Consider the following 15,164-nt stretch of genomic DNA (forward strand, 5'->3'; position numbering starts at 1 on the left):
CTGCGTGGGAACGCCGCCATGGACGCTCTGCGTCCGTTTTTGTGACGCGGAGCGTCACGAGATGCATTCCCCCGCGGACGGTTCGACGCTTCGACGGGGGAACGATCTGGGGAACTGATATGGACAGCTACATCCGCTGGTTTCAACGCTTCATCTGGCTCGGCATTGCGATGAACATGGTGTTCGCGATCCCGGCGCTGTTCGCGCCGGGGTTGCTGACATCGGTGGTCGGCCTGCCGCCGCAGCTCTCCGACCCGTGGCTGGAAAACGCCGGGATGCTGCTGGTGGGCATCAGCGTGTTCTACATGCCGTCGGGCTTCAATGCGCCACGCTACGTGGTGCATTCCTGGCTGTGCGTGCTGACGCGGCTGATCGCCGTGGCGTTCTGGATTTACCTGATCAACACCAGTAGTCAGGGTTCGGTGTTCGTGCCGATGCTGATGGGCGACCTGAGCTTTTTCCTGATCCTCGGCATCCTGCTGTACCTCGGCACCACCCCTGAAAACCGACCACTGGCCCTGCTGTGTGACGGCTGGCGCGAGTGGCGGGCGGCGTGGGCGCGGCATTGGCAGAGTCACGCGTTCAAGGTCGGCACGCTGGTCGTGGTGGCTTTGCTGGCGTTCATCGGTTACCAGACCTGGTATCAGATGCTGCGCGTGGTGCCGGAGCAGGATTACGCCTCCGACGAAGATCACTACAAATACGCCGCGATTGGCCTGGGTATCGAGGCGCGGATTCCGTATTACCTGTTCTCCGTGCTGCCGCAGATGTGCCCGGAAAAACTGCCGAAACCCGGTGGCTGGGAAGTCTTCGGTTTCCTGTTCGAGAACGGCAAGGACCTGCCGATCGGCATGGCCAAGCGGCAGATCGGATACCCGACCGTCGAGCCGAACTGCGCGCTGTGCCACACCGGCTCCTACCGGGCGAATGCCAGCGACGTTGCAGTCAACGTGCCGAGTGCACCGGCCAACACCCTGCAACTGCAGGCCTTCCAGTGGTTCGCCTACGATTGCGCCAGCGATCCGAAATTCACCACCGACGCGGTGATGGCGGCGATCAACAGCAAATTCCAGCTGGGCTTTTTCGAGAAGCTCTACAACCGCTACCTGATCATCCCGATGGCCAAGACCGCGCTGCTCAAACAGAAGCAGGCCTACGCCTGGCAGAAGCTGCGCCCGCAACAGGGACCGGGGCGTACCGACACCTTCAACCCGACGAAAATGGTGGTGTTCGGCTTCCCGGATGACTCGACCATCGGCACCGTCGACCTGCCACAGGTGTGGAACCAGAAACCCCGGGAATCGATGTACCTGCACTGGGACGGCAATAACAACAAGATCCACGAACGCAACTACGCCGCTGCGATGGCCGTAGGCGCGACGCCGGAATCGGTGCTGCCGCCGAGTTTCAACCGGGTGACCAATTGGCTGCTCGGCCACAAGCCGCCGGCGTGGCCATGGGCACTCGATCAGGCCAAAGTCGCCCAGGGCAAACCGATCTGGGAAACCAATTGCGCCAGTTGTCATGACTTCGGGCGTACCGACACCGGGCAGGTCACCACCAACATCGACCAGCTCGGCACCGATCCGCACCGGCTGAACTCGTTCACCACCGGGCTGGTGGCGGCGTTCCACACCTTCAAGAAACCGCCGTTCGATTTCGGCGCCTACCGCAAGACCCAGAGCTACAGCAACACGCCTACCGACGGCATCTGGCTGCGTGCACCTTACTTGCACAACGGTTCGGTGCCGACCCTGTGGGACTTGCTGCAACCGCCGGAAAAACGTCCGCAGGTGTTCATCACCGGCTCCGATGTCTACGACCCGGTCAACGTCGGCTTCGTGACCAGCGGCGCCCAGGCCAAGGCCTCGGCGGACTTCACCTACGACACGCGCCTGGAAGGCAACCACAACAGCGGTCACCTGTACGGCACGACGCTGTCGGACGACGACAAGCGTGCACTGATCGAATTCATGAAAACCCTGTGAACCCTTACGGATAGAGGATTTCGCCATGTCAGCGGTCGGTCATCTGAAACACGAATACGACAAGGTCAAGCTGCGCCTGCACGGCTTGTTCACGCGCATCGAAATGGCCTGGATGAAGCTCATCAGCGAACTCGAACCCAAGGAATTCGAGGCCATCATCAAGTTGCTCCAACGCGGTCACGATCAGGCGCAATACGTGCTCAAGCACGGCGAGTTGCCGACCGACGAGCCGGCCGTGCCGTGGGAGTTGGCCCACGGTTTGTCGATCCTGCGTATCGGCAACGCGACGCCGTTGCCGCAATCGCCCGATCAATTGCAGACCAAAGTGCTCAAGGACGGCACGTTGCTTGGCTGCCGCAAATGGGAGCTGCTGGATCTGCTGTGGAGCGAGGCGCTGCTGAAGTGGATCGAGAACCTGCGCCATCACGCGACCTTCGGCACCGATCCGGCGCTGGTGAAAATGGAGCGCGAAGTGACGCTGGCGATTGCCGGCGACTGGGGCACCGGGCCGTTCAACAGTCATGCGCCGGCGGTGTCGGTGGCCAACCAGATGCAACTGGCCAATGCCGATTTCACCATTCACCTGGGGGATGTCTATTACGCCGGCACTCACTCCCAGGAAGACACCGACATGGCCGGCTGGCCGATGGGCACCCACGGCTCGTTCACCCTCAATTCCAACCACGAGATGTACAGCGGCGCCCACGGTTACTTCAAGGAACTGGCGGCGCGTTTTCCGGGGCAGCAGGGCACCAGCTACTTCGCCCTGATCAACGATGACTGGCTGATTGTCGGGCTGGACACGGCGTACGCCTCGGACGTCATGAACCTGTACATGGACGGCACGTTGAACAAGCCGCAGATCGAATGGATGAAGGGACTGCCGAAACGCAAGAAACTCATGGTGCTCAGCCACCATCAGGGCTTCGACATCACCGGGCACCACAAGACTGCGCTGTATCAACCGGTGTGCGATGCGCTGGGGCGTGAGCCGGATTATTGGTATTGGGGCCATTTGCACAACGGCATTGTCTATGCGCCGCAGGGTGGACTGCGTGCGCGCTGCGCCGGGCACGGAGCGATTCCCTATGGCACCACCAGCGAGCTGAACGGGCATTCGCGGGTGTTGTTTTCGGAGACGCAGGATGCGAACGATCCGGACTATCCGCTGCGGGTGTTGAACGGGTACGCGAAGATCAGGTTGGTGGGGGAGGAGATTTTCGAGGAGTTTATCGGGGAGGATGGCTCGGTAAGGTGGTCATCGCAATGATGCGGTTGCTATAAGGACGCCATGATCGTTCCCACGCTCCGCGTGGGAATGCCTCAATGGACGCTCTGCGTCCGCTTTTGGGACGCAGAGCGTCCCCGGCTGCATTCCCACGCAGAGCGTGGGAACGATCGGTCAGATGCAATCAGCCTTGGACCGGCACGCCTTTGAGGTACGGCGCAGGCTCGGCGCCGAGGTTGCTCAGCATCCGCTCGCTGTACCAGTCCACAAAGTTGACCACGCCGAACTCATAGGTTTTGGAGTACGGGCCCGGCTGGTAGGCGGTGGAGTTGATCCCGCGCTGGTTCTCTTCGGCCAGGCGACGGTCCTGATCGTTGGTCGCGTCCCACACCTGGCGCATGCGTTCGACGTCGTAGTCCACGCCTTCGACCGCATCCTTGTGCACCAGCCATTTGGTGGTGACCATGGTTTCCTGGGCGCTGATCGGCCACACGGTGAACACGATGATGTGGTCGCCCATGCAGTGGTTCCACGAGTGCGGCAGGTGCAGGATGCGCATCGAGCCCAGGTCCGGGTTCTTGATCCGGCCCATCAGCTTGGCGCAGCCCTGTTTGCCGTCCATGGTCATCGACACGGTGCCCTTGAGCAGCGGCATGCGCACGATGCGGTTGCGCAGGCCGAAACTGGCGTGGGCATAAGGGATCTTCTCGGCTTCCCAGGCAGCGGCGGAGGCGGCGACGTGATCCTTGAACGCCTGGTCGGCGCGCGGGTCGGTGACGTCGTCCCACTCCAGCAGGGTTTTCAACAGTTCCGGGTGAGAACCGCTGCAGTGGTAGCACTCGCGGTTGTTTTCCAGCACCAGTTTCCAGTTGGCCTTTTCCATCAAGGTGGTTTGCACCGCCACCTTGGTGTTTTCCATGTCGTACGGTTCCATGTAGTGGTTCAGGGTCGACAGGAAGTCATCGATGGCCGGCGGGTTCTCCGCCAGGCTGATGAAGATGTAACCGCCGGCGGTCTTCACGTTTACCGGTTTGAGGCCGTACTGCTTCATGTCGAAGTCGGCGCCCATTTCTGTGCCGGCGAACAGCAGGCGACCGTCCAGCTCATACGTCCACTGGTGGTAGTGGCAGACCAGTTTGGCGACCTTGCCCTTGTCGCTGGTGCACAGGCGCGAGCCACGGTGGCGGCAGACGTTGTGGAACGCATGTACCACGCCCTCGGCGCCGCGAATCACGATGATCGGGTTCTTGCCGATCTGCAGGGTGATGTAGTTGCCCTTGGCCGGGATCTCGCAGGTCATGCCGGCGATCAACCACTCTTTCTGGAAGATCTCCTGCATGTCGATATCGAACAGGCGCTCGTCACTGTAGAACGGTTGCGGCAGCGAATAGGTGCGCTCGCGCTCCTGGAGCATTTGTGCGGTGGCCTTGCGTGCGGGTTCCAGCGGGTCGCCCAGGCTGATTTTTGCGGTGTCCATCGATGAATTCCTCAAGGCCATCTGCGTGGCCGCGAAAGTGGCTGATCAGGGTTGCAGCGCAAGGTGTAAAGAATCTGTTTGTGTTGGAGGCGAGTGTGGGGCCGGCGCTGCCCGGAACCTTATCCATGGGCGACATGGTGCAATCTGTTCCCGACGCGCAACCCCCGGTGGTTGGGGGCTGGTCGCGATAAGTATGTGAATGTCGCGGATAGGTAAACGGGCCGTCTGCGCTATACGCAGAATCGCCACATGAAGGCCGACAGTCGGCCGTGGAGAACAGCATGTCGAACAGCTTCCTGAATCCGGTCACCACCCAGACCTGGGCCAATGGCCGACACATCGTCCGTTGCGTCAAAGTCATCCAGGAAACCTGGGATGTGCGTACCTTCTGTTTCATGGCCGACCAGCCGATCCTGTTCTTCTTCAAGCCCGGACAGTTCGTGACCCTGGAGCTGGAGATAGAAGGCCAGCCGATCATGCGTTCGTACACCATCTCCAGCTCGCCGTCGGTGCCGTACAGCTTTTCGGTGACCATCAAGCGGGTGCCGGGGGGCAAGGTGTCCAACTGGCTGCACGACACCCTGCATGAAGGCCAGGAACTGGCGGTACACGGCCCGGTCGGGCTGTTCAACGCCATCGATTTCCCGAGCCCGAAAGTGCTGTACCTGAGCGGTGGTGTCGGCATCACACCAGTGATGTCCATGGCGCGCTGGTTCTACGACACCAACGGCAACGTCGACATGACGTTCATCCACAGCGCCCGCTCGCCGAAAGACATCATTTACCACCGCGAGCTGGAACACATGGCGTCGCGGATCGACAACTTCAGCCTGCACCTGATCTGTGAGAAACACGGACTCGGCGAGCCGTGGGCCGGCTATCGCGGCTACCTCAACCACAAGATGCTCGAACTGATGGTGCCGGACTTCCTTGAGCGCGAAGTCTTCTGCTGCGGCCCGACGCCGTACATGACGGCGGTCAAGCGCCTGCTGGAAAACGCCGGCTACGACATGAAGCGCTATCACGAGGAATCCTTCGGCGCCACGCCGCCGGAAGCTCGTGCCGACGCGGTGGAACAGGCCGAGCAGGCAGCGGAAGCACCGGAAGTCCCGGCGGCGGATCTGCACCTGGTGGAATTCACCTCTTCGGACAAGAGCATCCGTGTCGCGCCGGGCGAGACCGTGCATGCGGCGGCTGCCAAGGTCGGCCTGATGATCCCGAAAGCCTGCGGCATGGGGATCTGCGGGACGTGCAAGGTGCTGAAGCTGGGCGGCGAGGTGGAGATGGATCACAACGGCGGGATCACCGAGGACGACGAGGCGGAGGGGTACATTCTTTCTTGCTGCAGTGTGCCGAAGGGGGATGTTCGGATCGAGTATTGAGGTTAGTTTGCAGGCCTTCTTGTGATCTCCCATAGGGGAAATCACAAGAAGGCATTAGTTGCTGTTTTTAAATGACTTCGAATACGGCGAGAAGCCCAAAGAATACAAACATGAAGCCTGAAATTCGCTGATATTTATACAGTGTCAGCAGCGTGCGTTTAAAATCTGGTGGAAAATTTATTATATCGGTTGCACTCAATTTTCCTTGGTAAATGTAGACTTCCGGGCGTTTCAGGAAACCAAAAATTTCTCCCATCATGTAGATCCGCCCATGTATCCCGCCATGCCATAGCATGATGAGGCCGCTTAATATTGAGCTGTTCTGAAGGCTGCTGATAATTAGCTCTATTTTTGTTTTTGCGATATATAGCGATATGCAGTTTATTATTATGAGTGTGGCGAAATTTATGATGTTTAGAATAATGAATGCTTCTCTTGCAGTTGCATAACTCATCGGATTTTCTCGTAAATCAATTCACCGGCGATTTCGCCGCCTTTTTCGCCCACAGAGCCGATCGTAAAAGATCCGGCTCCCGCAACCAGTACCCCACACAGCACCCCAGCGATACCTGCGGTCGATACCCCGATTGCTACGCAAATGGTGGAGGCCGCGCTTGCACCCACAGCAGAACCGACAGCTCCACCCAGAAAACTTCCGGCTTCAGTGTATTTCACCTTTTTGCATGCCTCGGCACTGCCGTTCGTACAGACATCTTGAACCTTCATTGCCGAGGCTCCGCCACCCACGGCCGTACCAATCCAGCCACCGTATTTGATGTATTGCGAGGCTTTCACTACGCCTTGAATGTGAGTGGAGTACCCGGGCGTCTGGCCGATGCCGCCAGCCTTTCTCCAACGGTGCACCCGGTGAGGATGCTCAATACCTAAAGCGATTTTAAGGTTTGGGTAATCAGGGAGGCCGATGGCTCTCTTGGTCAATCCGGTGAGCTGTCCGTCCAGCCGTTGAAGTAATCCGGCGCGGCGCTTTTTGAATGCCTTTGAATTCAGGCTGCCATTGGCCTTGATCGTGCTGGTATGCAATTCCTCAATATCTTTCAAAGCGGCTTTTATGCCATCCAGATGGTTAGCGGCCATAGCGGTACCAACCCCAATAACTTTCGACCCATCTGAAAGCGTCCGTCTGATGACCTCGTAGTGCTGGGCAAAAAAGTCCGCCTCTTCCACCGTCAACGGCGCCAGCGCCGTGCTGACGATGTGCGCGGTTTCCATCAGCAGTGATTCTTCATAGGTGCATTGCTGATTGTCCGGGTCGCTCAGGACAATCAGCGTTCCGGCTTTCACCACGTCGTCCAGCTGATTGAGGCTTTTGAATTTGGCGATGACATTCGGGTTGGGCGACGGAAACAGTTGCGCCTGCAGTTTCTCGGCGGACAGACTTTTGGGCACGATGTAGAACCCAGGCTCCTCCGGTGCCGGCAATTCCTGGGGCCAGTGTTCGCGGGGGAAAAATCGCAAGTCGTTGACTGGATGCACAGATGAGAGCGGGGCTGAGTTCAGGCGCGTCACTCTCAGATTCTGCTGGCGAACGGCCCGCAGTAAACGGTGCGGATCGGGGCTTGCCGCGGCATGTGGAAGCATCGACAAGTGTGGTGTCCTGGCCGCGCCGGTGAGCGTGCCGTGTCTGTTCTGCTGCAGGGCTCGGGACTGGTTCAACAGGTTTCTTTGTTCCTGCACAAGCGCATTGATCCCTTGCTGCGGCGTCAGGCGTCCGTCCGCTACCTCCTCGGTAATTTGCTTGGCGAAGTACGCGACTTGTTGATGGAATTGCACACGTGCAATGCCAAATGCCAGATGACGGTTTCCGATGGTCAGTGCCTGTCCAAGCAGGTTGCCGGCAGCGTCCTGCACATCGCACAGATCATGCTGCCGTGAACTCAACCCGCTTCGCCCCACGAGGTATAGCCAGTGGTGCCTGCAATGTGGTGTACCCAACTGATGCCGCGGTAACGAATGGCCAGTTGTTCTTGAGGCTGGGCATCATTTTGCAGAATCACGTGCGGCACATCCTGCGACAGTTCAGCGAGAACCGCCCCGTCGAGGGTGATCGAATAGAATTTTTCCTGCTGCCCCTGGGGCGAAGTGCGGTAGAGGCTGATCGTGCAGTCCAGTTCTTCGCTGGTCGAATGCGCCTGAGCCAGCAGTGGGGAAGATTTGTCGACCGCTTTGGTGATGATGACCGGCCGGTGGACGGGTTTTCCGAGATTGGCGTCGCGGCGCATTTCATGGCTCAGGGCGAACACCATGATTTCATCGGTATGGGCCGTCTGGTATTTGTTGCCGACCGATTCCGGCGTCGAACATCCGGCTGAAATAAGGCCTTGGGTCTTGCCGGTGATGGTCATGTAGGCAGGGTTCGCCATAGTCTGCGCTCCTCGAAAATGGAGTCGGCAGTCTATGGCGAGGCCTGTTTGGTTTATGTAGGCCCTGGCGTAGGTCGTTTCTGAAAATGCTCAGTCGATAAACAGGTCTGTCATCAACTTCGCATCACTCCCCGGATCGAAGCGGTAATGATCGAACTCGGTTACGCCGCTCTCCTGCAAAATCTCCTCATCAATCAGCAACCGCCCGGTAATCCGCCGCCCGCTGCTACTCAAAATCACATGCGCCGCATCCGCCATGATCTGCGGCGTGCGCGCATGCTTGAACGACTCCCGATTGCCCAGCTGAAATTCGATGGCCGCCGTGGCGATCATGGTCTGCGGCCACAGCGAATTGACGCTGATGCCGTAGTTGGCGAATTCCTCGCTCATCCCGACCGTCAGCATGCTCATGCCGTACTTGGTCACGGTGTAGGGGCTGTACTGGGCGAACCACTTACTGGCCAGATTCAGCGGCGGTGACAGGTTAAGGATGTGCCCGGAGGATTTCTTCAGGTAGGGCAGGGCCGCCTGGCTGCACAGCAAAACCGCGCGGGTGTTGATCTGGTGCATCAGGTCGAAACGCTTGAGCTCGATGTGCTGCACACCGGTCAACTTGATCGCCCCGGCGTTATTCACCAGTGCATCGATCCCGCCGAAATGCTCATTGGCCTGAGCCAGCGCCTGTCGCACCGCCTCCTCATCCCGCACATCCAGTTGCAGCGCCAAGGCCTTGCCGCCGGCCGCTTCGACTTCCGCCGCGACGCTGTGGATGGTGCCGGGCAACTTGGCGTGCGGCTCGGCGCTCTTGGCCGCGATCACGATATTGGCCCCGTCCTTTGCAGCCCGCAACGCAATCTCACGACCGATCCCGCGGCTTGCGCCAGTGATGAACAGGGTTTTGTCTTTCAGCGACATGCGGATGCTCCTGCTTATTGTTATGTGAGCGATGGCTCGACAGACAATGTAGACCAAGCAGTGAAGGTAACGCGGTCTCAGATCGTTCCCACGCTCCGCGTGGGAATGCAGCCGTTGACGCTCCGCGTCATGACGGTGCCTGGCGTTGCATCTGCGGTGCGGCAGGAACGCGGAGCGTCCCGGGAGGCATTCCCACGCAGAGCGTGGGAACGATCAGGAAGCGATCTGCGTGTGGGATATCAGGGGCTTCAGTACCAGCGCTGAACCTCGATCAACCCATCCAGCCCTGCATAGTTTCGGGCGCTCGAATACCGCCAGTGCTCCGGCAGCTCCACATAACCACGCTTTACCGGGTTGTTGTGGATGTAATCGAGTTTCTGGCGCATGACTTCTTCGCTGTAGACCATCTCCGCGTGAGCACCTTCCTGCCACATCTGATACACCCGATCTTCCTTGTGCGCCCGTTTGCTGAAGCGAAGGCGCTTCAATGCTCTTTCTGCACCCCTGTTTTGCAGGTCATCGATGATCTGTCGGGCTGTGAAGGATTTGAACTGGCTCAGGCATTTGCTCAGGTCAGGCGCCTGGGCCACGAAGTGCAGGTGGTTTTCCAGGATCACGTAGCCGTAGAGCTTCAGTTGCTGGTGGGTTTGTTGATAGCGCCAACAGTTGAGCAGGTGGTCGACGAGGTAAGGGCGGACGAACAGTGGCAGCCACTCCACCAGCGTGCAGGTCAGGAAGTGAGGCTTTTCGGGTTCGGTGATGGTGTAGCGGCTTCGGCCCATGGGATTCATCCTTGAATCTTGCGGTGCTGTTGAGAGGAACGCGGAGCGTCCCCGGATGCATTCCCACGCGGAGCGTGGGAACGAGAAGAGTGGGGTCGATAAAGTGATCTCGCTAGCAGAGACGTCTGTAGTGAAGGTGGGAAAAGTCAACATAGAGTCGGCGTTTGATCGTTCCCACGCTCTGCGTGGGAATGCAGCCCTCGACGCTCCGCGTCATGGCGGTGGCAGGCGTTGCATCGGCGGTGCGGCAGGAACGCGGAGCGTCCCGGGAGGCATTCCCACGCGGAGCGTGGGAACGATCAAGGAGGAGGCGATCAGGCCGACATGACGTCGCGGATGTCGCGTGCCAGTTCGCGTACGCGTTCTTCCTCGGTGTCCCACGAGCACATGAAGCGGGCGCCGCCCTTGCCGATGAAGGTGTAGAAGCGCCAGCCGCGAGCTGTCAGGGCGGCGATGGCCGGTTCCGAGAGTTGCAGGAACACGCCGTTGGCCTGGACCGGGAACATCAGTTCCACGCCCGGGATGTCGCTGACCAGTTCAGCCAGCAGTTGCGCGCAGTGGTTGGCGTGGCGGGCGTATTTGAGCCAGGCGTCGTTTTCCAGGATGCCGACCCACGGCGCCGACAGGAAACGCATCTTCGAAGCCAGTTGCCCGGCCTGTTTGCAGCGGTAGTCGAAGTCTTCGGCCAGTTTGTGGTTGAAGAACAGGATCGCCTCACCCACCGCCATGCCGTTTTTCGTGCCGCCGAAGCACAACACGTCGACGCCGGCCTTCCAGGTCAGGTCCGCGGGTGAGCAGCCGAGGAATGCGCAGGCGTTGGAGAACCTCGCGCCGTCCATGTGCAGGTTCAGGCCCAGTTCCTTGCAGGTGTCGCTGATGGCACGGACTTCTTCCGGGGTGTAGACACTGCCGACCTCGGTGGCCTGGGTCAGCGTCACCACGCGCGGTTTCGGGTAGTGGATGTCCTGGCGCTTGAGGGCGACTTCGCGGATCGAGGCCGGGGTGATCTTGCCGTTTTCAGTGCCGGCGATCAGCAGTTTCGAACCGTTGGAGAAAAATTCCGGTGCGCCGCATTCGTCGGTTTCGACGTGGGCGGTTTCCGAGCAGATCACGCTGTGGTAACTCTGGCACAGCGACGACAGCGCCAGCGAGTTGGCGGCGGTGCCGTTGAAGGCGAAGAACACTTCGCAATCGGTCTCGAACAGCTTGCGGAAATCATCCGAGGCGCGGGCTGTCCATTCATCGTCGCCATAGGCGCGCTGGTGGCCGTGGTTGGCCTGTTCCATGGCAGCCCAGGCTTCAGGGCAGATACCGGAGTAGTTGTCGCTGGCGAATTGTTGGCTCTTGTCGGTCATGGCCGGCTTCCGTGATCGGTGCGCTTGTGGCGCTCCGTTGGTCAATGAGGGTGCGCACTTTACCGAAGATCATCCGGGGAGCACACGGGATGTCGCTGTCAGAACTTTACAAGGATGCGAGCCGATTATGCACCTGAGCCAGCGTGACGGCGCACTCGATCTGCTCAAGTGGCTGGCGCTGCTGAGCATGCTGCTCGATCACCTGCGATATGTCGGGATCAGCGCCGATTGGCTGTATGTGCCGGGGCGGCTGGCGTTCCCGTGGTTCTGCCTGGCGATGGCGGCGAATCTGGCGCGGGACGGCACGCGCAAGACCGAATGGCGCTATCTGGGCTGGTTGCTGCTGTTCAGCCTGCTCAGCGAGATTCCCTACCGTTTGTACATTCCCGAGCCCGACACCTTGAACGTGATGCCCACGCTGGCGCTGGGTTTGCTGGTGGCGCGGGGCTGGCAGGATCAGGCACTGGTTTCGCGATTGCTGGCTGTCGGCGCCTTGCTGGTGGCCGCGTTGTTCCCGGAGCGACTGATGTTCGGTCTGTTCGGCGTCCTGCTGCCGCTGGCGACGTTGCTGGTGTTTCGCAAACCCTGGTATTTCAGCCTGTTGCCGGGCCTGCTGTGTCTGGCCGCGAATCAATGGCGGGTGCTCTACGAATCCGCGCAGTTCGGCAACATGGTCGCCATCCTCGGCATGGCCACCTGTCTGTTTGCGCCAATGCTCGGAATGTTCCTGTTGCGACATGGGCGACATCTTCAGCCACCTCCGATGCACCGCTGGGCGTATGCCCTCTATCCCGCGCATTTCCTGCTGCTGCTCGCCGTCCGCCAACTCTTCACATAACCCTGTGGGAGCTGGCTCGCCAGCGATAGCGTTGGGTCAGCCACCATCAATGTCGGATGTGCCGCCGCCATCGCTGGCAAGCCAGCTCCCACAAGGTTTTCCGGTGTTTTCGAGATCGAGTCTGGCAATGGCATTTCGGGCCATGTCGTAAACGCACCTTTGCGTGGCGTCCGTAGGCATTTGACCTCCCTGCGCCGGCCATACCATCGCATCAAAGGGCACTGGCTGAGCGCCGTGCCTTACCGAGACGAATGGCGCACAGATGCCGCTGGGAGAGACGCGATGTTCAGCAAGCAAGACCAGATCCAGGGTTACGACGATGCACTGCTGGCGGCGATGAATGCCGAGGAGCAACGTCAGGAAGATCACATCGAGCTGATCGCGTCGGAGAACTACACCAGCAAACGCGTCATGCAAGCGCAAGGCAGCGGCCTGACCAACAAATACGCCGAAGGCTATCCGGGCAAGCGCTACTACGGTGGCTGCGAGCACGTCGACAAGGTCGAAGCGCTGGCCATCGAACGCGCCAAGCAACTGTTCGGCGCCGATTACGCCAACGTCCAGCCGCACTCCGGTTCTTCGGCCAACAGCGCCGTGTACCTCGCGCTGCTGCAAGCGGGCGACACCATTCTGGGCATGAGCCTGGCCCACGGTGGTCACCTGACCCACGGCGCCAAGGTTTCGTCCTCGGGCAAGCTGTACAACGCCGTGCAGTACGGCATCGACACCAAGACCGGCCTGATCGATTACGACGAAGTCGAGCGTCTGGCTGTCGAGTGCAAACCGAAGATGATCGTCGCCGGTTTCTCGGCCTACTCGAAAACCCTCGACTTCCCGCGCTTCCGTCAGATCGCCGACAAGGTTGGCGCCCTGCTGTTCGTCGACATGGCGCACGTCGCCGGTCTGGTGGCCGCCGGTCTGTACCCGAACCCGCTGCCTTACGCCGACGTGGTCACCACCACGACGCACAAGACCCTGCGCGGTCCACGTGGCGGCCTGATCCTGGCCAAGGCCAACGAAGAAATCGAGAAGAAGCTCAACGCGGCGGTATTCCCCGGCGCTCAGGGCGGCCCTCTGATGCACGTCATCGCCGGCAAGGCCGTGTGCTTCAAGGAAGCGCTGGAGCCTGGCTTCAAGGCCTATCAGCAACAAGTGATCGACAACGCCCAGGCGATGGCGAGCGTATTTATCAAACGTGGCTACGATGTAGTGTCCGGCGGCACCGACAATCACCTGTTCCTGGTCAGCCTGATCCGTCAGGGCCTCACCGGTAAGGACGCCGACGCCGCCCTCGGTCGCGCGCACATCACCGTCAACAAGAATGCCGTACCGAACGACCCGCAGTCGCCGTTCGTGACCTCCGGCCTGCGCATCGGCACCCCGGCGGTGACCACCCGCGGCTTCAAGGTGACCCAGTGCGTGACGCTGGCCGGCTGGATCTGCGACATCCTCGACAACCTCGGCGATGCCGATGTCGAGGCCAACGTCGCCCAGCAGGTTTCGGCCCTGTGCGCTGACTTCCCGGTTTATCGCTGAGCGTTCTGGAGTACATGACTATGCAACGCTATTCGGGCTTCGGCCTCTTCAAACACTCCCTCAGCCACCACGAAAACTGGCAGCGCATGTGGCGCACGCCGACCCCGAAAAAGGTCTACGACGTGGTCATCGTCGGCGGTGGCGGGCACGGTCTGGCGACGGCCTACTATCTGGCCAAAGAGCACGGCATCACCAACGTGGCCGTGGTCGAGAAGGGCTGGTTGGGCGGCGGTAACACCGCGCGCAACACCACCATCGTTCGCTCCAACTACCTGTGGGACGAGTCGGCGCACCTGTACGAACACGCGATGAAACTGTGGGAAGGCCTGTCTCAGGACCTGAACTACAACGTGATGTTCTCCCAGCGCGGCGTCTACAACCTGTGCCACACCCTGCAGGACATCCGTGATTCCGAGCGTCGGGTCAGCGCCAACCGCCTCAACGGCGTGGACGGCGAACTGCTCAACGCCAAGCAGGTCGCGGACGAAATTCCGTACCTCGACTGCTCGAAAAACACCCGCTACCCGGTGATGGGCGCAACCGTTCAGCGTCGCGGCGGCGTGGCCCGTCACGATGCCGTGGCGTGGGGTTTTGCCCGCGCTGCCGACGCCCTCGGTGTGGACTTGATCCAGCAGACCGAAGTGATCGGTTTCCGCAAGGAAAACGGCGTGTGCATCGGTGTTGAAACCAACAAGGGCTTCATCGGCGCCAAGCGCGTCGGCGTGGTCACCGCCGGTAACTCCGGGCACATGGCCAAGCTCGCCGGTTTCCGTCTGCCGATCGAATCCCACCCGCTGCAAGCGCTGGTGTCCGAGCCGATCAAACCGATTATCGACAGTGTGATCATGTCCAACGCCGTGCACGGCTACATCAGCCAGTCCGACAAGGGCGACCTGGTGATCGGCGCCGGTATCGACGGCTACAACGGCTACGGCCAGCGCGGTTCGTACCCGGTGATCGAGCACACCATTCAGGCCATCGTCGAGATGTTCCCGGTGCTGTCGCGGGTGCGCATGAACCGTCAGTGGGGCGGCATCGTCGACACCACGCCGGATGCGTGCCCGATCATTTCGAAAACCCCGGTCCCGAACATGTTCTTCAACTGCGGTTGGGGCACCGGTGGCTTCAAGGCGACACCTGGCTCGGGCAACGTGTTTGCCGCGAGTCTGGCCAAGGGTGAAATGCACCCGCTGGCCGCACCTTTCTCCATCGACCGTTTCCACAACGGTGCGTTGATCGATGAACACGGCGCTGCGGCTGTCGCCCACTAACAGGAGAAATC

At 60.3% G+C, this 15,164-nt stretch carries 13 protein-coding genes; 6 read left to right on the forward strand and 7 right to left on the reverse strand.

Annotated elements, in window-relative coordinates; genetic code table 11:
• Positions 1–119: 119 nt before the first annotated feature.
• Positions 120–1,988, forward strand: coding sequence for a hypothetical protein (locus tag ACTJK7_RS21330; RefSeq protein ID WP_108563428.1), 1,869 nt, complete (start codon positions 120–122; stop codon positions 1,986–1,988).
• Positions 1,989–2,013: 25 nt separating this feature from the next.
• Positions 2,014–3,258, forward strand: coding sequence for a metallophosphoesterase family protein (locus tag ACTJK7_RS21335; RefSeq protein WP_323150826.1), 1,245 nt, complete (start codon positions 2,014–2,016; stop codon positions 3,256–3,258).
• A gap of 142 nt (positions 3,259–3,400) precedes the next feature.
• Here the strand turns inward: ACTJK7_RS21335 and gbcA are convergent, their stop codons facing one another.
• Complete coding sequence (gene gbcA / locus ACTJK7_RS21340; RefSeq protein WP_011336282.1) at positions 3,401–4,693, reverse strand: glycine-betaine demethylase subunit GbcA; 1,293 nt, start codon at positions 4,691–4,693, stop codon at positions 3,401–3,403.
• Between the two features lie 281 nt (positions 4,694–4,974).
• Here gbcA and gbcB point away from each other — a divergent pair, with 281 nt between their 5' ends.
• Positions 4,975–6,075, forward strand: coding sequence for a glycine-betaine demethylase subunit GbcB (gene gbcB / locus ACTJK7_RS21345; protein WP_011336281.1), 1,101 nt, complete (start codon positions 4,975–4,977; stop codon positions 6,073–6,075).
• Positions 6,076–6,142: 67 nt separating this feature from the next.
• Here gbcB and ACTJK7_RS21350 read toward each other — a convergent pair whose 3' ends face one another.
• From ACTJK7_RS21350 to ACTJK7_RS21375, 6 genes are all read right to left on the reverse strand, one after another.
• Complete coding sequence (locus tag ACTJK7_RS21350; RefSeq protein WP_064380244.1) at positions 6,143–6,529, reverse strand: hypothetical protein; 387 nt, start codon at positions 6,527–6,529, stop codon at positions 6,143–6,145.
• On the reverse strand, positions 6,526–7,974 hold the full coding sequence (locus tag ACTJK7_RS21355) for a hypothetical protein (RefSeq protein ID WP_108563720.1): 1,449 nt from the start codon (positions 7,972–7,974) through the stop codon (positions 6,526–6,528). The genes ACTJK7_RS21350 and ACTJK7_RS21355 overlap by 4 nt, the downstream gene beginning before the upstream one ends.
• Positions 7,971–8,456: an Hcp family type VI secretion system effector gene (locus ACTJK7_RS21360; protein WP_064380246.1), complete on the reverse strand. Its 486-nt coding sequence runs from the start codon at positions 8,454–8,456 to the stop codon at positions 7,971–7,973. Before ACTJK7_RS21360 ends, ACTJK7_RS21355 begins: the two co-directional genes overlap by 4 nt.
• Before the next feature lie 90 nt (positions 8,457–8,546).
• Positions 8,547–9,371, reverse strand: a complete 825-nt coding sequence (locus ACTJK7_RS21365) for an SDR family oxidoreductase (protein WP_108563424.1) — start codon at positions 9,369–9,371, stop codon at positions 8,547–8,549.
• A gap of 248 nt (positions 9,372–9,619) precedes the next feature.
• Positions 9,620–10,153, reverse strand: coding sequence for an REP-associated tyrosine transposase (locus ACTJK7_RS21370; protein ID WP_039768014.1), 534 nt, complete (start codon positions 10,151–10,153; stop codon positions 9,620–9,622).
• A 314-nt stretch (positions 10,154–10,467) separates the two neighbouring features.
• Positions 10,468–11,508, reverse strand: coding sequence for a threonine aldolase family protein (locus ACTJK7_RS21375; protein ID WP_064380249.1), 1,041 nt, complete (start codon positions 11,506–11,508; stop codon positions 10,468–10,470).
• A gap of 127 nt (positions 11,509–11,635) precedes the next feature.
• Here ACTJK7_RS21375 and ACTJK7_RS21380 point away from each other — a divergent pair, with 127 nt between their 5' ends.
• From ACTJK7_RS21380 to ACTJK7_RS21390, 3 genes are all read left to right on the forward strand, one after another.
• Complete coding sequence (locus tag ACTJK7_RS21380) at positions 11,636–12,346, forward strand: TraX family protein (RefSeq protein ID WP_108563423.1); 711 nt, start codon at positions 11,636–11,638, stop codon at positions 12,344–12,346.
• Between the two features lie 282 nt (positions 12,347–12,628).
• The gene (glyA, locus tag ACTJK7_RS21385; RefSeq protein ID WP_011336274.1) at positions 12,629–13,882 is read left to right on the forward strand and encodes a serine hydroxymethyltransferase; all 1,254 of its coding nucleotides are present in this window, start codon (positions 12,629–12,631) and stop codon (positions 13,880–13,882) included.
• 20 nt (positions 13,883–13,902) lie between these two features.
• Positions 13,903–15,153: a sarcosine oxidase subunit beta gene (locus ACTJK7_RS21390; protein ID WP_003206307.1), complete on the forward strand. Its 1,251-nt coding sequence runs from the start codon at positions 13,903–13,905 to the stop codon at positions 15,151–15,153.
• Positions 15,154–15,164 lie beyond the last annotated feature (11 nt).

It is taken from the genome of Pseudomonas sp. 22085, assembly GCF_052045815.1.
Lineage (GTDB): Bacteria > Pseudomonadota > Gammaproteobacteria > Pseudomonadales > Pseudomonadaceae > Aquipseudomonas > Aquipseudomonas glycinae.